This window comes from Serratia sp. CY37869 (genome assembly GCF_052168895.1).
Taxonomy (GTDB): domain Bacteria; phylum Pseudomonadota; class Gammaproteobacteria; order Enterobacterales; family Enterobacteriaceae; genus Serratia; species Serratia ureilytica.
In genome coordinates this window covers 549,322-567,736 of sequence record NZ_JBJNLU010000001.1, presented here as the reverse complement: position 1 = coordinate 567,736, position 18,415 = coordinate 549,322, and the positions used below count along the sequence as shown (strand labels likewise).

Genomic DNA, 18,415 nt, shown 5'->3' with positions numbered 1-18,415 from the left:
GGCGTTTTTTATTGTCTGCGATTCGGCAAGCTTACTTGCCGCTGCCGGTCCGGCGTTGCAGCTGATCGCGCAGGTTCGGCGGCGTGCCTCTGATGGTCAGCGTGTCGGTGGCCGCATCCCAGAAAATGCGCTCGCCGAGCAGCATGGCGTCGAAGTTCAGACTGATACCGCCGCCGCTGCCGGCGAATTTGGTCAGCTGGCGCAGCGTGCCGCGATCCGCCGGGAAGCTGTCTTCCAGCTCATACCCTTGCTCGCTGGAGAACTGCATGAAGTCTTTCTCACCGACCGGCGACAGTTCCTGCGACAGCGCCTGCAGTTCGATCTCTTCGCCCGCCTGCAGCTGTTCGTTGCAGTAGCTGTACACCTGCTGGCGCACCGACTGGCGTTCATTCTTGTCCAGCTGCGCGTCGGCGCAATAGTCGTCTACCGCCTGCAGCAGCCCGCGGTTTTGCGCCTTGGTGTCCAACCCTTCGGACGCCGCCAGGAAGTCCATGAAGAAGTCGGCGACCTTGCGGCCCACGCGCCCGCGCAGGAAGGTCAGGTAGCGGGTCGATTCCGGGTTGGTTTCCCACTCGGTCAGATCGATACGCGCAACGATATCGGCGTTGTTGATGTCCAGATAGTGCGTAGTGTTGATATCCAGCTCTTCGTTGACGCGCATGCTGTTACGGCTGTTCAGCACCGCGATCAGCAGGTACTCGACCGCCAGATAACGGTATTGACCGAACAGCACCACGCCGCCTTCGGCGAATGGATACTTCGCCAGTTCGTCGCGCAGACGGCCGGTCGCCGCGCGGCTGAAAGCCAGAAAGTCCTTATCGTCCTTGCGGCAAGTGCGTAGCGCTTCCGCCAGCTCGCTGCCCTCGTTGAACAAGCCCAGGGCCTTGCTCTTGGCGCTGTAGACGCGATGCAGTTCCGCCATCATTTCTTCCACCGCCGCGTTGGTGGGAAGCAAGGAATCGCGCAGCACCACGTCCAGCGTTTGCTCGTCGCGTTTCACCAACTGGTGCAGAGCGATCTGGTCGATATCCAGACTCATGGTAAATCCTCCTGTTCTTTAGGCGCGTATTCAAACACTGAAGGCCCCGCCCTGCAATACTAAAAAACCGCGGCAAACCGGAAAGGCGCAGCGGTGAGCGGCCCCGTCGTGGGCGAACCCTTTCCCGAATGACAGGAAGTGATAAAAGAGCGGAAAATCACTGTCCTATACGGTAAGATAGGGCACTTTGCAGATTACTAAGCGCAATTTTATGCCACAATCATCCCGTTACAGTGACGAACACGTTGAACAACTGCTCTCAGAGCTGGTCAATGTTCTGGAAAAACACCATACCCCCACCGATCTTTCCCTGATGGTGCTGGGCAATATGGTCACTAATTTGATCAACACCAGCGTTGCCCCCGCGCAGCGGAAAACCCTGGCGAGATCGTTCGCGGAAGCCCTGCAGGCTTCTGTCCGTGAAGATAAAGCGCATTAATATTTATTTATGGTGACAAACCGTCAGCGTTATCGTGAAAAAGTCTCCCAGATGATCAGCTGGGGGCACTGGTTCGCCTTATTCAACATCCTGCTCGCCCTTGGGCTGGGCAGCCGCTACCTGTTTGTCACCGACTGGCCCGCTTCCCTGCTGGGCCGGGTCTATGCCCTGGTCAGCCTGCTGGGGCATTTCAGCTTTATCGTGTTCGCCGGCTATTTGCTGGTGATCTTCCCGCTCACCTTCGTGGTGATGTCGCAGCGGCTGCTGCGATTTATTTCCGCCGCGCTGGCCACCGCCGGGCTCACGCTGTTGCTGGTCGACAGCGAGGTGTTCTCCCATTTCCACCTGCACCTCAATCCGGTGGTGTGGGATCTGGTGGTCAACCCGGATCAAAGCGAGCTGTCGCGCGACTGGCAGCTGATGTTTATCTGCGTGCCGGTGATCTTCCTGGTGGAGATGCTGTTCGGCACCTGGAGCTGGCAGAAGCTGCGCAGCCTGAACCGCCGCCGTTTCGGCAAGCCGCTGGCGGCGCTGTTCATCAGCGCCTTTTTCGCCTCGCACCTGATTTACATCTGGGCCGACGCCAACTTCTATCGCCCGATCACCATGCAGCGGGCCAACCTGCCGCTCTCGTACCCGATGACCGCGCGCAAGTTCCTCGAAAAACACGGCCTGCTCGATCAGCAAGAATATGAACGCCGCCTGGTGCAACAGGGCAATCCGGAAGCGGTGGCGGTGGAGTACCCGCTCAGCGATCTCAGCTACGGCGATAAAGGCAGCGGCTATAACCTGCTGATGATCGTGGTGGACGGCATTCGCGCCAAAGACGTGGCGCAGGATATGCCGACGCTGACGCGTTTCGCCCAGGAAAACGTGCGCTTCAGCGATCACTACAGCTCGGGCAACCACGCCGACACCGGGCTGTTCGGCCTGTTCTACGGCATTTCCCCGACCTATCTGGACAGCGTGCTCGCCGGCCGCAAGCCGTCGGCGCTGATCAACGCGCTCGGCGAGCAGGGTTACCAACTGGGGCTGTTCTCGTCCGACGGCTTCAACGCCAGCCTGTACCGTCAGGCCCTGTTGACCGACTTCTCGCTGCCGACGCCGGCGCCGCAAAGCGACGCGCAAACCACGCAGCAATGGCAACGCTGGCTGACGGATCAGGGCGACAAAGAGCCGTGGTTCTCCTATATCAACTTCAGCGGCGCCGAGCCGGCCGAAGGCGCTAAAACTCCGGCGCCGGCCGATTTTATCCAACGCTATCGCACCGGCGCTCAGGACGTGGACAGCCAGATAGCCCAGGTGCTGGACACCCTGAAACAGCGCGGCCTGCTGGATAAAACCGTGGTGGTGATCACCGCCGAGCACGGCGTCGAGTTCAACGACAGCGGCAAAGGCCAATGGGGCGCCGGCACCGCCTTCAACCAGGCGCAGCTGCAGGTGCCGCTGGTGATCCACTGGCCGGGCACGCCGGCGCAGACCATCAACAAGCTGACCGGCCATAACGACGTGATGCGTACCTTGATGCAACGGTTGCTGCACGTGAAAACCGCGCCGAAAGACTATTCGCAGGGCGAAGATCTGTTTACCGCCCAGCGCCGCAACAACTGGATCGCAACCGGCGATGGCAACCAGCTGGTGATCACCACGCCGACGCAGACGCTGATGCTGGACAACAGCGGCAACTATCGCGTCTACGATCAGAACGGCGATGAAATAAAAGACGAGAAACCGCAGCTTGCTCTGCTGTTGCAGGTGCTGACCGATGTAAAACGCTTTATCGCCAACTAACTGCTTAAAACTAAAGCAATCAAGTGGTAAGGCGCTTGCATAAACATCGAGAATCGGTAGTATGATTTTTCATAGCGTCGGCATGTAGCGCAGCCTGGTAGCGCACCGTCATGGGGTGTCGGGGGTCGGAGGTTCGAATCCTCTCATGCCGACCAAATTCAAGAAAACCTGCTGTAACAGCAGGTTTTTTTTCGTCTGTACGTGAGAGGATGAGAGCGCAGCCGCTGCCCCCCTGCCTCCCCCAACGATCATTGCGCGCCTCGCTTTCGCGACGGCCTTTCTCTTTACCAGGCTCAGGCTGAGATTTTGTCTTGTTGGTTTTCGGGCGCTGCGGCGATGAACGCCGGGAGCTGGGTACAGGCGTCGTAAATCGCTTTACAGCGCGGATACCCGCTCAGATCGCACCCCATCCGCAGGGCATTCGCCCACTGAGGGATCAGGCAGCAATCTGCCAACGTCGGGCTATCGCCAACGCAGAAGGGCCCTGGCGGCCTCTGGAGCAACAGCTGTTCCACGGCGCTCAGCCCTTGCCGGATCCAGTGCGCATACCAGCGTTTTTTCTCTTCCTCACTCACCTTCAGCTCTTCACTCAGGTAGCGTAACACCCGTAGGTTATTGACCGGGTGAATATCGCAAGCGATGACATAAACGATTTCCAGTACCCGGCTGCGCGCCGGATCGGCCGTCGGCAACAGCGGCGACTGGGGGAAATGGCGATCCAGCCAGTCGGTAATCGCCAGCGACTGGCTGAGAGACTCGCCGTCGTCCGTGAGCAGCGTCGGCACCAGCCCGACCGGGTTCATGCGCCGATAAGCCAGCTCATTCTGCTGCCCGATGCGAATATTGACGCCCACCGTCTGGTAATGGATACCTTTCAGCGCCAGCGCAATGCGCACGCGGTAGGACGCTGAGCTATTAAAAAAACTGTACAGCTTCATCATTCACCTCAGAATCAGCCTCAGACAATCTTCACGGCGATAGGGGTAAGCCCCTCTACATTCCCGGTAATCACATCGCCTTTCACCACCGCCCCCACCCCTTCCGGCGTGCCGGTAAAAATCAGATCGCCGGGCTGCAGCTCAAAAAAGCCGGACAGATAGCTGATGGTTTCATTCACCGACCAGATCAGATGACGGATGTCGCTGCGCTGACGATCGCTGCCATTGACCTGCAGCCAGATAGGCGCATGGTTGACGTCTGCGCTGTCGCCGGCTTTATGCAGTGGCGCGATGGGCGCAGAGAGATCGAACGACTTGCCGATTTCCCATGGGCGCCCCATTTGACGCATGTCCATCTGCCGATCGCGGCGGGTCATGTCCAGGCCCGTGGCATATCCCCAGATATATTCATGCGCGTTTTCCAACGGAATATCGCTCCCCCGTTTGCCAATCGCCACCACCAGTTCGATTTCGTAGTGATAGTTGTCCGTTTGCGCCGGATACGGCAGCGCCAGCGTTTCGCCGGCCGCCACCGGCACCACCGCATCGGCAGGCTTGCAGAAGAAAAACGGCGGCTCACGATCCGGATCAAAGCCCATTTCGCGAGCATGGGCGGCATAGTTGCGCCCGACGCAGTAGACACGGCGCACGGGGAACTGTTTATCACTCCCCACGACTGGAACAGTCACGGGGGCTGGCGGTGCAAATACGTATTGCGTCATTTTGTCTCTCCCAAATTAATAACGTGCTTCACGGAACAGCCCCAGGGCTTCCTGAACCGGCCGGTCCGAAAAACTGAATAACACGGTGTCTTCATGCGCCTGAAACGACACGTCGAACCAGGTCGGCGCCACAAAGATATCTTTTGCCGAAAAGTGAAGGGTTTCGTTGCCGATGCTGACCTGGCCGCGCCCTTCCACTACGTGGTAGAGGGTGCTGTCCGTGGCGCGCGCCTTTCGTGAGGAAAAGCCTTTCGGTAACAGTTGCAGAAAAGCGCCCATCGAGGGCATGGGATAGCCGCCGGTCACCGGATTGACGTAGCGCATCTTGTAGCCGTCCCACTCGTCGGCGTCCCCCATGCGGGTGAGGTCGTACAGCGTTTCGCGGCTGCGATCGTAGCGGTAGTTGAAAATGGGCGATGAGTTGCCTTTCTGATGGCGCAGCGGCAACATATTGGCCGCATAACGCGGTAAATAGTCCCCCTCCCGGCGCGTCACGGGCTGCTGTTCTTGCGGATAGTCTTCCGCGAAACCGCAGCCCAGCAGATTCACCAGCGGCAAATCCAGCCCGTCCAGCCATACCACCGGCTCAGCGCCGGGATTGCCGTGATCGTGCCAGCGCCACTGCGGCGTCAAAATGAAGTCGCCTTCATGCATTTGCGTTCGTTCGCCGTCAACGGCGGTAAACGCCCCTTTCCCTTCGACGATAAAACGCAACGCGGACTGATTATGGCGATGGCTCGGCGCGATTTCGCCCGGCATGATCAACTGCAAGCCGGCGTACAGCGTCGGGGTGATGGCGGCTTGTCCGCGCAACATCGGGTTTTCCAGCACCAGCACGCGGCGCACCGCTTCTTTGGCGCCAATCAACTCGCCGCTGGCCAGCAGGTGCGGGCGAATCTCCTGATAGTTCCAGAAAGCCGGGGCGCAGTTTGCATTCGGCGTTGACGGCACCAGATGGTGCAGCGACTCCCACAACGGGGTCAGGTTCTGCCCGGAAATCTGCCGGTAAAACTGCTGGCGGCTGGGGTTAACATCCTGATGGCGTTCAGGCATAGGGATTCTCCTTTTTCATTCACGACGCTGCGCGAGGCAACGTGTCAGGGGCTGGGGCAGACAGACGAACGACAGCCGTCAGCAGCATTAACATCACCGTACTGAGCGCCGCCGGAAGGGCAATAATGAAAAATAGCGTATCGAATGAGAAATTCATCGCCATCATCACGCCGCCGGAAAGCGAGCCGACAATCGCGCCGCAGCGGCCAATGGCATTGGACCAGCTGACGCCCGTCGCCCGGCTTTGCGTCGGATAGAGCGTGGCGGTCAAAGCATTCAGCCCGACCTGCGACCCGCTGATGCCGATGCCGGTGCCGAAGATGGCCAGCGCCATTTGCCACAGGCCGTTCTCGCTCAGGCCAATCATGACAATACACACGGCGCCCAAGGCGTAGCTCACCGCCAACACCCGGAAGGGATTGCATTTGTCCATCAACACGCCCAGCCCCAGCGCGCCCACCGTGCCGCCTATCTGGAAAGCGGCGGTTACCCAGGAGGCATGCCGCAGATCAATACCGCGGTGGTTAAGCAGCGTCGGCATCCAGCTGGAGAGCAGGTAGATGATCAGCATGCTCATGAAAAACACCGCCCAGAGCATGAGGGTGATGCGCAACTGGCGGCCGGCGAACAGCGGGCTGATGCTGCCTTTGGCCGCCGTGGCGGCTTCGTTCAGATAAAAATGGGCTTCTTCATCCCACTCGCCAGTCATGGCGCTGACCGTTTTGGCAATCACCTTTTGCGGCAGTTGGCGGCGAATCTGCCAGCGCGGGGATTCCGGCAGGGCAAACAGCAGCGCCGCAAAGAGCATCAACGGCAAGACGCCGCCGAGCACCAAAATGCCGGACCACCCCACCCTCGGCACCAGTTGGGCGCTGACGATCCCGCCCAGGGCCGAACCGAGCGTGAAACCGCAGAACATCAGCGTGACCAGCGCGCCACGGCGGCGAGCGGGCAGATATTCAGAGGTCATCGTGATGGTGTTCGGCATCGCGCCCCCCAGGCCCAGGCCGGTGAGAAAACGCAAAACGACCAGCGTTTGCAGATCGGGGGAGAAGGCCGAAATCAGGCTCAGCGCGCCAAACAGCGCCACGCAAAGTTCGATGACGCGCTTGCGGCCAAAGCGGTCAGAAAGCGGGCCGCAAAGCAGCGCGCCCGCCGTCAATCCCAGCAACCCCGCGCCAAACAGCGGGGCCAGTTCGCCGGCGGACAGTTGCCACTGGGCGCGGATGTCGGGCGCGATGAAACCAATGGCGGCGGTGTCAAAACCATCGAGCATCACCACCAAAAAGCAGCAGAGAATGACGCGCCACTGCGTCTTGCCGATAGGGGCTGCGTCGATCAGTGCTTGTAAATCACGCCGTTGAGTCATAGTGAGCGCCTCGGAGCAGGTAGGGAGATGTCTGTGTTGTTTTAGGTATGTTACGAATTTGTATCTTTAGCGATAAAATGTACAATGGCTTTTCGGGCGGAGACATAACCGGAGGGTTATAACAAATGGCGAACTGGGCGCAGAAATTGAAGCTGCACCATCTGCAAATGTTAGTGGCATTGGGTGAACAGGGAAATCTGACCCACGTTGCGCGGATGATGAACATCTCCCAACCCGCTCTGTCAAAATGGTTGTCGCAGCTCGAAGATGAGATTGGGCTCACGCTCTTTGAGCGGCATAGCAAAGGGCTGCGCCCCTCCGAGGGGGGGAAATTGCTGCTTCAGCATGCGCAGCGTTTGATCAATGATCTGGAGCGTTCGCAGTCTGAAATCGCCCGCTTTAAGCAAGGCGGGCTGGTGGGAAGCCTGAAAATTGGCTGCTCGCCGGTGGCGACCGACTGCGTTTCGCAGGCCATATTGAGCCTGCTGCAAGAAATGCCGACGCTGCATCTCAATATTGAGGAAAAGGTGATGACCCCGCTGCTGCACGATCTGCTCGCGGGCGCGGTGGATGTCGTCGTGGGCCGCGTCGGGGGGCGGGCGCTGCAACTGCCGCTCAACTATCAAGTGCTCTACACCGAACCGGTATGCTTCGTTGCCCGCCCTCACCATCCGCTGGCAAAATCCGCCTCCCTCACCTGGCACGATCTCACCCACTGGCGCTGGATAGTCTGGCCGACCGGCACGCCAATCCGCCTCAGCATCGATAATGCGTTGGCAGATAACGGCGTGATGCTGCCTGAAAACACGGTTGAATCGGCATCGATGAACGTCAGCACCAACCTGCTGCAAAGCAGCGACATGATCTCCATTCTTTCACTACGGCTGGCGCAGCGTTATGCCAGCCAGGGGCAACTGGCGATCCTGAACCTGCCGAAGATTGAGCAGAAAGGCAGCGTGGGTGTTTTCTGGCGCAACAGCGAGCCGCCTTTTGCCGCGCTGAGCCGCTTTTTGCAGCTGCTGACGCAGGCCAGATAAAAATCGCCTTAACGCGACGGCTCCCTTTTCTGGCAGAACGGGGATTCAGCGGCGGGCTTTACCGCACGCCGCGCAAGAATAAACGCCCCTTGTAAAATTCTGCGCCGCCTCTTGCCAACCCGAGCGCCTCAGGCCAGAATACTGTACATTAAATCAGTGTTTACAGGTGAGTCATGTTTGTAGAATTGGTGTACGACAAACGCAACGTCGCTGGGCTGCCCAACGCCGCCGAGATTATTCGCAGCGAGCTGGAAAAACGCGTGCACGTGTTGTTCCCGGAGGCGGAAGTGCGCGTGAAACCGATGCAGGCCAACGGCCTGAACTCCGACGCCAGCAAAAGCGATCGCGAAAAGCTGAACCGGATGTTGGAAGAGATGTTCGAAGAAGCGGATCAGTGGCTGGTTATGGATATATAAACCCAATCTGAACGCCGGGCTGACCCACCGGCTATTATTTCCACCAGCATATCGCACCGCTCAACCTCCGGTTCCGCAGCGAATACCCCCTTGGGTCAAAGGACTGACTGCGGCACATGCCCCCGATTATCGGTTAATCCTGGCGCACTTCGAAGCGTGTATTCCTGCGTGGGCACCTTTTCCTCGTACAAGCACCATAACAAAAAGCCCCAGCATCGCTGCTGGGGCCTCTGTCATGGTGCCGGCTACCGGAATCGAACTGGTGACCTACTGATTACAAGTCAGTTGCTCTACCTACTGAGCTAAGCCGGCTGAATTTGGCGGAAGGACAGAGATTCGAACTCTGGGAGCTGTTACACTCGACGGTTTTCAAGACCGTTGCCTTAAACCACTCGGCCATCCTTCCAATGGGCGCTGATATTAGCGATACCGTTATGAAATGTCTATCGTTTTGATGCAAAAAAATCACATCGGCGGCGCAGTTGCCTAAACTTCAGGCCTTAAACGCTTAAAAAATGAAAAGCCCCGCAAAAGCGAGGCTTTTATGTTCGGCTGAAAGGCGATTACTTCGGCTGCGAATCGTAGTCTGAACAGGTTTGATAGCCCTTGTTCATGACATGGCCCGTGTCGTTGTAGCTGACAAAATACGTTTGCACTTTGCCATCGCGCGGCGCAACCGCATAGGTGTCGCAAGTGCCCTGCGCATGGATCAGCGTGGCGGACGTCGACGGCGGACCGGCAATCGCCCGCACCTGCTGCTTGGTCATCCCTACTTTGACATCGCTGACCACCGGCTCATTGACATAACTGGTTGCACGGTCATAGGCGGTGCAGCCGGCAAGAATGGAAAATACCGCCGCAGTGCCGACGGCCAAAACCAACTTCTTCGTCATAGCTTGTCCTCTTGGAGTACGTTTGTTGTCCCCTAAGTCTAGAAGTGGAAAGGCTTTTCTACAAACTCCCCTTTGTCGATCGGTGCGCTTTTTCTCGCGTTCGGCCGGCACGGGCGCGACATCGGATTCAAAAGCCGAAATCGCTCAGCGCCGGGACATCGTCCGGGCGCCGACCGAGCGGCCAATGAAAACGCCGATCCTGTTCGCGAATCGGCATGTCGTTGATGCAGGCATGGCGGTTGATCATCAACCCTTCCTGATTGAACTCCCAGTTTTCGTTGCCGAAGCTGCGATACCAGTTGCCGGAATCGTCGCGCCACTCATAGGCGAAACGCACCGCGATGCGCGCGCCGTCAAACGCCCACAGTTCCTTAATCAGCCGATACTCCAGCTCTTTCGCCCACTTGCGTTGCAAAAATGCGACCACCGCCGCGCGGCCGTCGACAAACTCCGCGCGATTACGCCAATGGGTATCGAGGGAATAGACCTGCGACACCCGCTCAGGATCGCGGCTGTTCCAGGCATCTTCCGCCAACCGTACTTTTTCGATGGCGGATTCACGGGTAAAAGGCGGCAATGGGGGTTTAATGCTCATGATCATCTCCTGCGTATAGGCAAGTAGACAACTCTGTCTACATCATTACGCTAGCGCATGTAGACAGAGTTGTCTACAATCACTCGAAAATAGCTTGGGAGAAAAATGATGACCGTTGATCGCAACACCTTACCCGCCCGTCAGCGCATCCTGCTGACGGCCCACGATCTGTTCTATCAGGAAGGGATCCGCGCCACCGGCATCGATCGCATCATCAAGGAATCAGGCGTCACTAAGGTGACGTTTTATCGCCACTTTCCCAGCAAGAACGATTTGATTACGGCGTTTTTGGCCTATCGCCACCAGCAGTGGCTAACCTGGTTCAGTACAGCGTTGGATCGACATGTGGCGCAGAGCGGCGGGTTACTGCCGGCGCTGGCGCCCTGCCTGGCGGAATGGTTCGACGATCCGCGTTTTCGCGGCTGCGCGTTTATCAATACGGCCGTGGAGATCGCCGATCTGCTGCCGGAAAGCCTGCACCTCGCCGGCCGGCATAAGCAACAGATGACGGATGAACTGGCGCGCCACCTGCCCGCAGGCCCGCAGCGGGAACAGCACGCCGCGATATTGGCGATGCTGATCGACGGCGCCATCGTCAGGGTGCAGATTGAGCGCCAGCCGCAGCCGGCGTTGCAGGTGCTGAATGCCGCGCTGGCGTTGTTGGCGCAAGGCGGGTTCGATCAGTAATTGGCCCAGATGCCCGGCGTCACCAGTTCCAACAGGTGGGCGTCGGGATCGCGAAAGTAGATGCTCTCGCCACCGTGATCCCAACGCATGCGCCCCTCAATTTCCACGCCGTTGGCCGTCAGATGCCGTTCCCAGTGCGGCAGTTGGTCTTTTGCCACCGCCAGCCCGATATGCGCCGGCCCCACGCCATCGTGCGCGGGAATAAAGCCGGTCGGATAATGCGCCCCACGCAGCGAATCGCCCTCGACAAACAGCAACAATACGCTCCGATCGCCAACGTTATAGGCGCGGAACCGCTCGTTGGCGACCATCGCCGGCAGCTTCAGCACCTCTCGGTAGAAGGCGTCCGCGCGCTCAATATCGCTGACGTACAGCACCGTTTCGATCACCTTATCGATCTTGAGTTCCATATCATCCCCCTCTTTTTTGTACTGACAGCGTAGGCTTAGAGGAGGAAAACCACGGTGCTTCCCGTGCCGATAGCGGATCAATCCGTGCTTTTTACCGGTTTACAGGCAAAAAAAACGCGGCCCGAAGGCCGCGCGATGACGTTCACACTGAGGTGCTTAGAACTGGTAAACCAGGCCCACGGCAACCACGTTGTCGGTGTTGATCCCGGCAGCGTCGGTGAAGTCGTTGTTGTCCACCAGGTTGATTTTGTAATCAACATAGGTAGACATGTTTTTGTTGAAGAAGTAGGTCGCACCCAGGTCGACGAATTTGACCAGGTCTTGATCGCCGTAGTCCTTGCCGTTACCGGCGCGGCCCAGGTCTTTACCTTTGGTCTGGTTATAGCCGACGAACGGACGCAGACCGAAATCGAACTGGTAGTGCGCGTAGGCTTCGAAGCTCTGCGCCTTGTTGGCGTAGCCGTAAACGCTGCTGTCGGAGCTGCCGAAACGCGCCGCGTTGTAGGACTGGGTGAACATCACCGCCAGGTAGACGTCGTTGGCGTCATATTTCAGACCGCCGGAGTAACCTTCGGCCTTGTCGCCGCGGCCCATGATGTTCTGGTGACCGTTAGCGCCGTTCTGCTCGCTGGTGCGGCGAGAGTTGAAGAAGGCGCCCGCCGCGCTGATGCCGTAGCCCATGTCATAGCTCATGGACATACCGTAGCCTTCGCCGTTCTGGCCAAGGACGTCGCGACCGTTGTTGGTCTCTTCGCCATTACCGTTTTTACCCTGGTACTGCAGGGCGAAGTTCAGGCCGTCAACCAGACCGAAGAAGTCGTTGTTACGGTAGGTCGCCAGGCCGCTGGAACGCTGGAACATGAACTGGTCGGCGCCGTAGGTCATACCGTCGAACTCAGGCTGCAAGTCGGTATACGCCGCGACGTCGTACAGCACGCCGGTATTACGGCCGTAGTCGAAGGAACCGTAGTCGCCGAATTTCAGACCGGCGAAGCCGTAACGGGTGAAGTTCTTGTTGTCCTGGTTTTCAGCGTGGTTCAGGTTAGCCTGATATTCCCACTGGCCGTAGCCGGTCAGCTGATCGCTGATTTGCGTTTCGCCGCGCAGGCCAAAACGCATATAAGACTGGTCACCGTCCACGCCGTTGTTGCTGGAGAAATAGTGAAGACCGTCGACTTTACCGTACAAATCCAGTTTATTACCGTCTTTGTTGTAGATTTCCGCCGCGCCTGCTGTGCCTGCAACCAGCAGTGCGGGTACCATCAGAGAGAGTACTCGAAGTTTCATCGTTATTATCCTCGTTAATTATGTCGAGCTACGGCCACTGCCCTTTTCGAGCATTATTAGCACGACTGTGCATTACCATTCTGGTAACAAGGGTTATATTAATCCAGAAAGAAAATGATACCAAGTATCCGATAGTGTTTCAGCGTGATTAATAAAGGTTTCAAAATGTAAATGTGCGCGAACTTTCACAAAACATTACCGACAAACAAAATAAAGCACTTAAAGACAAAGAATAGATTAATTGATAAAAAATCATGTAGTTATACAAATCTTTAAGAAAAAAAAGCCAACCATACAATTGTGCTGGACAATAAGCACATTGTGCCAAAACGCCGCCTGCACGCAGCCGCTATAATCACCTCGCTATCATCATTATTTTCATTATTACCTTCATTATCCGAAGATAATTTCTGCATACCTTTAACCGGCTTCTGGCCGGTTTTTTATTTTCCTCCACACTGTCCTCACAATTTCAATCCGCACAAATAGCACGCAAATAAATAACCTCGCGATATAGTTTCGCCAATTTACATCCGCACTAATTGCTAATCTTTTCTCTTATTTTGGTCTACAAATTGAATTTGTTTTTCATTTCGTGCTTTATCTCGCCGAATATTGTGTGTCACAGGCAAAATTGGCCGCAGAGTTTCACTTCTGGTAGCCTGAAAAAAAGCTCACCCTCAGCGAGTAAAGTCATGATGCCATTTCACCCAGAGGCGCTATGGCGGCGGCTGCAAGGCTCCCCCTTCCGCGCCCGTTTCCGTTTGAATCCCAAAGACCAGAGCTATCTTGACGACAAAGGCTTGCCGCTGATCCTCAGCCATGCCCGCGACTTTATCGATCGCCGTCTGGCCGCCGCCCACCCCAAAAACGATGGCAAGCAGACGCCGATGCGCGGCCACCCGGTGTTCGTCGCCCAACACGCCACCGCCACCTGCTGCCGAAGCTGCCTGGAAAAATGGCACGGCATACCGCAGGGCGTCGCGCTGGACGAACAGCAAAAAGACTATATTGTCCAGGCGATCGCCCTGTGGCTGGTGCGCCGAGGCGGCGCCAGAGAGGAATCAGGCGCGAATCTTTTCGACCCGGATCGCGGATTGTGATAAAAACTGTCAGTAACTTTCGCCACTCTTTTGACCCAAGATCCTGACGCTTACATGACAGCCACCTTGTGCAATGAACAGCAAACGCCCGGCGTTCCTCAACAGATCGCCACCCGCCTGGCCTTTTTCGTCGCCGGCCTCGGTATGGCCGCCTGGGCGCCGCTGGTGCCCTTCGCCAAAACGCGCATCGGCCTCGATGACGGCTCGCTCGGCCTGCTGTTGTTATGTATCGGCGCCGGCTCCATGTTGGCGATGCCGCTGACCGGCTTCCTGACCGGCAAACTGGGCTGCCGCGCGGTGATCCTGATGGCGGGGCTGGGGCTGTGCATCGATTTGCCGTTGCTGGCGCTGATGGACTCCCTCGGCGGCATGGCCGTGGCGCTGCTGTTGTTCGGCGCGGCGATCGGCATGATAGACGTGGCGATGAACGTGCAGGCGGTGATCGTCGAGCGCAACAGCGGCAAGGCGATGATGTCCGGCTTTCACGGCTTCTTCAGTATCGGCGGCATCGCCGGCGCAGGCGGCGTCAGCGCGCTGCTGTGGCTGGGGCTGACGCCGCTGCAATCCACCCTGATCACCGTGCTGGCGGTGATCGTGCTGCTGGCGTTCGCCAGCCGCCATCTGCTGCGTGACAGCGGCGCCGACGACGACGGCGGACCGATGTTCGTCTTGCCGCGCGGTTGGGTGATGTTTATCGGCATTCTGTGCTTTATCATGTTCCTGGCGGAAGGCTCGATGCTCGACTGGAGCGCGCTGTTCCTCACCACGCTGCGCGGCGTCGAACACAGCCAGGCCGGGCTGGGCTATGCGCTGTTTTCCATCACCATGACGCTCGGCCGCCTCAATGGCGATCGGGTGGTGAACTCGCTGGGCCGCTACCGGGTGCTGCTGCTGGGCAGCCTGTGCGCCGCTGTCGGTCTCAGCCTGGCTATCGCCTTCAATCACGCCACCGTTTCGCTGGTCGGCTTTATGCTGGTTGGCCTAGGCGCTTCCAACGTCGTGCCGATTCTGTTCAGCGCCGCGGGCAACCAACGCGATATGCCGGCCAATTTGGCGATCGCGTCCGTTACCACCGTCGGCTATGCCGGTATTCTGGCCGGCCCGGCGCTGATCGGCTTTATCGCTCAGTTTTCCAGCCTGACGGTGGCCTTCGCCTGCGTAGCCGCTCTGCTGTTGGCGGTGACCGCCAGCGCCAGGGCCGTCACTCGCTGATTCAGGAATGCGCAGCCACTATGCAAAATAAACAACTGACCATTAGCTCCAGCAATATCACTCGCTGCTTCCTGCTGTTTATCGTGCTGCTGACGATCGGCATCGGCCTGTATGGCTACAACTACACCAACGCCTGGCTGGCGGAAAAGAAGTACACGCTGAACAGCATCGCCGGTTCGCTGCAAAAGCGCATCGATACCTATCGCTACATGACCTATCAGGTCTATGACAAATTCGGCAACGCGCCGGCGCAGAATGTCGATCCCGGTTTGCAGGAAACTCGCCTGCGCCCCGACGTCTACTATGTCGAGAAGCCGCACAAGAAAACCGACGCGGTGATCTTCGGCAGCCATGACGAGAACACGCTGGCGATGATCGCCAACATCTCGGACTACCTGGACAACCGTTGGGGCGCCAAGACCGAGAGCTACGCCATGTATTACCTCAATGGTCAGGACAACAGCCTCAGTCTGATCACCACTCAGCCGCTCAAAGAGCTGGCTTCGCGCTTTAGGGAAAGCTACCTGACCACTTCGGCGGACGAACGCCGCGCCGAGATGCTGCAACAGGCCAATATGCTCGACGAACGCGAGAGCTTTTCCGATCTGCGCAAACAGCGCTTCCAGAACGCCTATTCATTCTCGATTCGCACCACCTTTAATCAGCCGGGGCATCTGGCGACGGTGATCGCCTTCGACTTGCCGATCAACGACATCATTCCGGCCAACCTGGCCCGCGCCAATTTCCTGCTGCAGCCGGACGATGTCGAGCTCGACGACAGCGCCATCCCGGCGGAAACCGCCCTCGGCGCCCAGGCGGCGATGAGCGGCGGCTGGGTGGAGTTCAGCGCCGCCCTGCCCAATGCGCCGTTGAAGGTGGTGTATCGCGTTTCGGCCATTAATCTGGCCATCGATCTGCTGCGCAACAACATCTGGCTGATCGCGGTCAATCTGCTGCTGTTGGCGCTCTCGATGCTGAGCATCTACTTTATCCGCCGCCAGTACATCCGCCCGAGCGAAAACATGGCGGTTGAGCTGGAGGCCGAGCGCGCGCTGAATCAGGAAATCGTCTCCAGCCTGCCCTCCGGCCTGCTGGTTTACAGCTTCGCCAACAATGCGGTGATCGCCAGCAACAAAATCGCCGAGCACCTGCTGCCGCACCTCAGCCTGCAAAAAATCGCCCATATGGCCGAACAGCATCACGGCGTCATTCAGGCAACGGTCAACAACGAGGTGTATGAAATCCGCATTTTCCGCAGCCAGCTATCGCCGGATACCTACCTGTTCCTGATGCACGATCAAGATAAAGAGGTCATGGTGAACAAGCGGCTGCAGCAGGCACGGCGTGAATACGACAAGAACGTGCAGGCGCGCAAACTGATGTTGCACAACCTGGGCATCGAACTGAATCAGCCGGTGCGCCAGATGCACGATCTGGTCGACAGCCTGCGCAACCAGCCGGATGAGGAACAACAGCAGGCGCTGCTGGGCCAACTGACGGCGGCGTCGTCATCGGTGCTGGGATTGATCGATAACATCACTCTGCTGACGCGGCTGGAAACCCAGGACTGGCAACCGACGCGCGAGCCGTTCAACCCGGCGGCGATGATCGACGAGTTGCTGCTGGAAGCCCTGCCCGCTCTCAATCAAAAGGGGCTGGCGCTGTTCAAGCATTTCCAGCTGGACGTCGAACAGAACTATATCGGCGACGCCAACGCGCTGCGCAAAGTGATCTCGCTACTGGTGCATTACGCCATTATCACCACCGCCTGCGGCAAGATTTCTCTGGTCATCGACCATGAGCCCGAACACCCGGATCGCCTGATTTTCCAAATCAACGACACCGGCTCCGGCATCTCCAACGAAGAGATCAGCAATCTCAATTACCCGTTCCTCAGCCAGACGCTGGTGGACCGCTTCAACCACGGTTCCGGCCTCACTTTCTTCCTGTGCAATCAGCTGTGCAAAAAGCTTAACGGCCAGTTGGACATTCGCAGCAAAGTGGATATCGGCACTCGCTATACCATTCGCGTCGCCATGGAGATGGAGAGAAAAGAGCCGCAGGAACAGGAAAAGCTGCTCGACGGCGTCACCGCCCTGCTGGACATCACGTCAGATGAAGTGCGCGGCATCGTGACCCGCCTGTTGCAGGCTTACGGCGCCGACTGCCTCGTCGCCGAAGATCGCGCGGTCAACCGCGATTATGACGTGCTGCTGACCGATAACCCGCAGCGAGCCGATGATTACACGCTGTTGCTGGCGACCGATGAACCGGGTTGGCAAGCGCTGGATAAACGCTACATTCGGGTGAACTATAACCTGAACGGCGCATTAATCGACGCCGTGCTGATGCTGATCGAACAGCAAATGGCCGCGCTGGAGCAGGAAGAAAGTCCGCTTTCATTGAGCTCAGAAGATATCCAACTCTATGAAAAACAATTGAAATCAAGTGATTACTATGGGCTGTTTGTCGATACAGTACCCGATGATGTCAAAAAACTGTATACTGAGGCGGGCAGCAGTGATTTCAATGCGCTGTCACAAACCGCACACCGCCTGAAAGGCGTGTTTGCCATGTTAAATCTGCTTCCCGGCAAGCAGCTGTGCGAATCGTTAGAACAGCGCATCGCAGAAGGTGATGCGCCCGAGATCGAGAATAACATCAGTCAGATTGATTTTTTCGTCAGCAGACTGCTGAAGCAAGGTAGCCAACAACATGAATAACCTGAACGTAATTATTGCTGATGACCATCCTATCGTACTGTTTGGCATCCGGAAGTCACTTGAGCAAATTGAATGGGTGAATGTCGTTGGGGAGTTCGAAGACTCAACCGCACTGATCAACAATCTGTCCAAGCTGGATGCCAACGTGCTGATCACCGATCTGTCGATGCCGGGTGACAAGTATGGCGACGGCATCACGCTGATTAAGTACATCAAGCGTCATTATCCGCAGTTGTCGATCATCGTGCTGACCATGAACAACAACCCGGCGATCCTGAGCGCGGTATTGGATCTAGATATCGAAGGCATCGTGCTGAAACAAGGCGCGCCGACCGATCTGCCGAAGGCGCTGGCCGCCCTGCAGAAAGGCAAGAAGTTCACGCCGGAAAGCGTCTCCAAACTGCTGGAGAAAATCAGCGCCAGCGGCTATGGCGACAAACGCCTGTCGCCGAAAGAGAGCGAAGTGCTGCGTCTGTTCGCCGAAGGTTTCCTGGTGACCGAAATCGCCAAGAAACTCAACCGCAGCATCAAAACCATCAGCAGCCAGAAGAAATCGGCGATGATGAAGCTGGGCGTAGAAAACGACATCGCCCTGCTCAACTACCTCTCGTCCGTCAGCATGACGCCGTTGGACAAAGACTAAAGCCCGCCTCACGGCAGGTTAACGCCAAACAGGCACGGCATCCGCCGTGCCTGTTTGC

Annotated in this window: 18 protein-coding genes and 3 tRNA genes; 10 read left to right on the top strand and 11 right to left on the bottom strand. The window is 57.6% G+C overall.

The genetic code is table 11. The features are described 5' to 3' along the window. Positions 1 to 31: 31 nt before the first annotated feature. On the bottom strand, positions 32 to 1,039 hold the full coding sequence (gene yejK, locus ACJ8J1_RS02845; RefSeq protein WP_033643824.1) for a nucleoid-associated protein YejK: 1,008 nt from the start codon (positions 1,037 to 1,039) through the stop codon (positions 32 to 34). Between the two features lie 211 nt (positions 1,040 to 1,250). On the opposite strand from yejK, the gene ACJ8J1_RS02840 reads away from it, so the two are divergent. The 3 genes from ACJ8J1_RS02840 (at position 1,251) to ACJ8J1_RS02830 (ending at position 3,424) form a co-directional block, all read left to right on the top strand. Continuing rightward, on the top strand, positions 1,251 to 1,478 hold the full coding sequence (locus tag ACJ8J1_RS02840; protein ID WP_004935782.1) for a YejL family protein: 228 nt from the start codon (positions 1,251 to 1,253) through the stop codon (positions 1,476 to 1,478). Between the two features lie 9 nt (positions 1,479 to 1,487). Beyond that, complete coding sequence (gene yejM, locus ACJ8J1_RS02835; RefSeq protein ID WP_033643825.1) at positions 1,488 to 3,269, top strand: LPS biosynthesis-modulating metalloenzyme YejM; 1,782 nt, start codon at positions 1,488 to 1,490, stop codon at positions 3,267 to 3,269. A 78-nt stretch (positions 3,270 to 3,347) separates the two neighbouring features. Continuing rightward, positions 3,348 to 3,424, top strand: a tRNA-Pro gene (locus ACJ8J1_RS02830). 138 nt (positions 3,425 to 3,562) lie between these two features. Here ACJ8J1_RS02830 and maiA read toward each other — a convergent pair. From maiA to mhbT, 4 genes are read right to left on the bottom strand one after another with little or no spacing between them, the layout of a single operon-like run. Beyond that, a complete protein-coding gene (gene maiA, locus ACJ8J1_RS02825) occupies positions 3,563 to 4,207 on the bottom strand; it encodes a maleylacetoacetate isomerase (RefSeq protein ID WP_033643826.1) in 645 nt (214 codons plus the stop codon). A 20-nt stretch (positions 4,208 to 4,227) separates the two neighbouring features. Continuing rightward, positions 4,228 to 4,929, bottom strand: coding sequence for a fumarylacetoacetate hydrolase family protein (locus ACJ8J1_RS02820; protein ID WP_033643827.1), 702 nt, complete (start codon positions 4,927 to 4,929; stop codon positions 4,228 to 4,230). 15 nt (positions 4,930 to 4,944) lie between these two features. Further along, entirely contained in the window at positions 4,945 to 5,982 is a 1,038-nt protein-coding gene (gene gtdA / locus ACJ8J1_RS02815) for a gentisate 1,2-dioxygenase (protein WP_033643828.1), read from the bottom strand. Between the two features lie 19 nt (positions 5,983 to 6,001). Next, on the bottom strand, positions 6,002 to 7,351 hold the full coding sequence (gene mhbT / locus ACJ8J1_RS02810; RefSeq protein ID WP_033643830.1) for a 3-hydroxybenzoate transporter MhbT: 1,350 nt from the start codon (positions 7,349 to 7,351) through the stop codon (positions 6,002 to 6,004). A gap of 125 nt (positions 7,352 to 7,476) precedes the next feature. Between mhbT and ACJ8J1_RS02805 the strand changes: the two genes are divergently transcribed. Beyond that, positions 7,477 to 8,388: a LysR family transcriptional regulator gene (locus ACJ8J1_RS02805; protein ID WP_033643831.1), complete on the top strand. Its 912-nt coding sequence runs from the start codon at positions 7,477 to 7,479 to the stop codon at positions 8,386 to 8,388. Positions 8,389 to 8,561: 173 nt separating this feature from the next. After that, positions 8,562 to 8,804 (top strand): DinI family protein, encoded by a 243-nt coding sequence (locus tag ACJ8J1_RS02800; RefSeq protein WP_033643832.1) that lies wholly within the window; start codon positions 8,562 to 8,564, stop codon positions 8,802 to 8,804. Positions 8,805 to 9,040: 236 nt separating this feature from the next. On the opposite strand, the gene ACJ8J1_RS02795 is transcribed toward ACJ8J1_RS02800, so the two are convergent. The 4 genes from ACJ8J1_RS02795 to ACJ8J1_RS02780 all read right to left on the bottom strand — a co-directional run bounded on the left by ACJ8J1_RS02795 (position 9,041) and on the right by ACJ8J1_RS02780 (position 10,292). After that, positions 9,041 to 9,116, bottom strand: a tRNA-Thr gene (locus ACJ8J1_RS02795). Between the two features lie 6 nt (positions 9,117 to 9,122). After that, positions 9,123 to 9,210: transfer RNA gene (locus tag ACJ8J1_RS02790), tRNA-Ser, on the bottom strand. A gap of 157 nt (positions 9,211 to 9,367) precedes the next feature. After that, complete coding sequence (gene osmE / locus ACJ8J1_RS02785) at positions 9,368 to 9,697, bottom strand: osmotically-inducible lipoprotein OsmE (protein ID WP_004935874.1); 330 nt, start codon at positions 9,695 to 9,697, stop codon at positions 9,368 to 9,370. 127 nt (positions 9,698 to 9,824) lie between these two features. Further along, positions 9,825 to 10,292, bottom strand: coding sequence for a nuclear transport factor 2 family protein (locus ACJ8J1_RS02780; protein ID WP_033643833.1), 468 nt, complete (start codon positions 10,290 to 10,292; stop codon positions 9,825 to 9,827). Between the two features lie 108 nt (positions 10,293 to 10,400). Here ACJ8J1_RS02780 and ACJ8J1_RS02775 point away from each other — a divergent pair, with 108 nt between their 5' ends. After that, positions 10,401 to 10,979 (top strand): TetR/AcrR family transcriptional regulator, encoded by a 579-nt coding sequence (locus tag ACJ8J1_RS02775; RefSeq protein ID WP_033643834.1) that lies wholly within the window; start codon positions 10,401 to 10,403, stop codon positions 10,977 to 10,979. Here ACJ8J1_RS02775 and ACJ8J1_RS02770 read toward each other — a convergent pair. Both ACJ8J1_RS02770 and ompC read right to left on the bottom strand, forming a co-directional pair. Next, a complete protein-coding gene (locus ACJ8J1_RS02770) occupies positions 10,973 to 11,389 on the bottom strand; it encodes a VOC family protein (RefSeq protein ID WP_033643835.1) in 417 nt (138 codons plus the stop codon). The genes ACJ8J1_RS02775 and ACJ8J1_RS02770 overlap by 7 nt on opposite strands. A 156-nt stretch (positions 11,390 to 11,545) precedes the next feature. Then, a complete protein-coding gene (gene ompC, locus ACJ8J1_RS02765; RefSeq protein WP_033643836.1) occupies positions 11,546 to 12,676 on the bottom strand; it encodes a porin OmpC in 1,131 nt (376 codons plus the stop codon). Between the two features lie 695 nt (positions 12,677 to 13,371). Between ompC and ACJ8J1_RS02760 the strand changes: the two genes are divergently transcribed. Genes ACJ8J1_RS02760 through rcsB form a run of 4 tightly spaced genes read left to right on the top strand, consistent with a single transcriptional unit; the run spans position 13,372 to position 18,357 of the window. Next, positions 13,372 to 13,779 carry a DUF4186 domain-containing protein gene (locus tag ACJ8J1_RS02760; RefSeq protein ID WP_071991658.1) on the top strand — a complete coding sequence of 136 codons (408 nt, stop codon included), beginning with the start codon at positions 13,372 to 13,374 and terminating at the stop codon, positions 13,777 to 13,779. 54 nt (positions 13,780 to 13,833) lie between these two features. Next, the gene (locus ACJ8J1_RS02755; RefSeq protein WP_033643837.1) at positions 13,834 to 14,991 is read left to right on the top strand and encodes an MFS transporter; all 1,158 of its coding nucleotides are present in this window, start codon (positions 13,834 to 13,836) and stop codon (positions 14,989 to 14,991) included. A 20-nt stretch (positions 14,992 to 15,011) separates the two neighbouring features. After that, positions 15,012 to 17,714, top strand: coding sequence for a phosphotransferase RcsD (rcsD, locus tag ACJ8J1_RS02750; RefSeq protein ID WP_033643838.1), 2,703 nt, complete (start codon positions 15,012 to 15,014; stop codon positions 17,712 to 17,714). Next, positions 17,707 to 18,357: a response regulator transcription factor RcsB gene (rcsB, locus tag ACJ8J1_RS02745; protein WP_004935900.1), complete on the top strand. Its 651-nt coding sequence runs from the start codon at positions 17,707 to 17,709 to the stop codon at positions 18,355 to 18,357. The genes rcsD and rcsB overlap by 8 nt, the downstream gene beginning before the upstream one ends. Positions 18,358 to 18,415: the final 58 nt, after the last annotated feature.

Bases quoted from the DNA above. Each gene is read 5' to 3' on its own strand.
- ompC (WP_033643836.1), bottom strand. From the start codon at position 12,676: ATGAAACTTCGAGTACTCTCTCTGATGGTACCCGCACTGCTGGTTGCA.
- yejK (WP_033643824.1), bottom strand. From the start codon at position 1,039: ATGAGTCTGGATATCGACCAGATCGCTCTGCACCAGTTGGTGAAACGC.
- gtdA (WP_033643828.1), bottom strand. From the start codon at position 5,982: ATGCCTGAACGCCATCAGGATGTTAACCCCAGCCGCCAGCAGTTTTAC.
- maiA (WP_033643826.1), bottom strand. From the start codon at position 4,207: ATGAAGCTGTACAGTTTTTTTAATAGCTCAGCGTCCTACCGCGTGCGC.
- ACJ8J1_RS02770 (WP_033643835.1), bottom strand. From the start codon at position 11,389: ATGGAACTCAAGATCGATAAGGTGATCGAAACGGTGCTGTACGTCAGC.
- rcsB (WP_004935900.1), top strand. From the start codon at position 17,707: ATGAATAACCTGAACGTAATTATTGCTGATGACCATCCTATCGTACTG.
- ACJ8J1_RS02840 (WP_004935782.1), top strand. From the start codon at position 1,251: ATGCCACAATCATCCCGTTACAGTGACGAACACGTTGAACAACTGCTC.
- ACJ8J1_RS02760 (WP_071991658.1), top strand. From the start codon at position 13,372: ATGATGCCATTTCACCCAGAGGCGCTATGGCGGCGGCTGCAAGGCTCC.
- yejM (WP_033643825.1), top strand. From the start codon at position 1,488: ATGGTGACAAACCGTCAGCGTTATCGTGAAAAAGTCTCCCAGATGATC.
- ACJ8J1_RS02755 (WP_033643837.1), top strand. From the start codon at position 13,834: ATGACAGCCACCTTGTGCAATGAACAGCAAACGCCCGGCGTTCCTCAA.
- osmE (WP_004935874.1), bottom strand. From the start codon at position 9,697: ATGACGAAGAAGTTGGTTTTGGCCGTCGGCACTGCGGCGGTATTTTCC.
- ACJ8J1_RS02775 (WP_033643834.1), top strand. From the start codon at position 10,401: ATGACCGTTGATCGCAACACCTTACCCGCCCGTCAGCGCATCCTGCTG.
- mhbT (WP_033643830.1), bottom strand. From the start codon at position 7,351: ATGACTCAACGGCGTGATTTACAAGCACTGATCGACGCAGCCCCTATC.
- ACJ8J1_RS02820 (WP_033643827.1), bottom strand. From the start codon at position 4,929: ATGACGCAATACGTATTTGCACCGCCAGCCCCCGTGACTGTTCCAGTC.
- ACJ8J1_RS02780 (WP_033643833.1), bottom strand. From the start codon at position 10,292: ATGAGCATTAAACCCCCATTGCCGCCTTTTACCCGTGAATCCGCCATC.
- ACJ8J1_RS02800 (WP_033643832.1), top strand. From the start codon at position 8,562: ATGTTTGTAGAATTGGTGTACGACAAACGCAACGTCGCTGGGCTGCCC.
- rcsD (WP_033643838.1), top strand. From the start codon at position 15,012: ATGCAAAATAAACAACTGACCATTAGCTCCAGCAATATCACTCGCTGC.
- ACJ8J1_RS02805 (WP_033643831.1), top strand. From the start codon at position 7,477: ATGGCGAACTGGGCGCAGAAATTGAAGCTGCACCATCTGCAAATGTTA.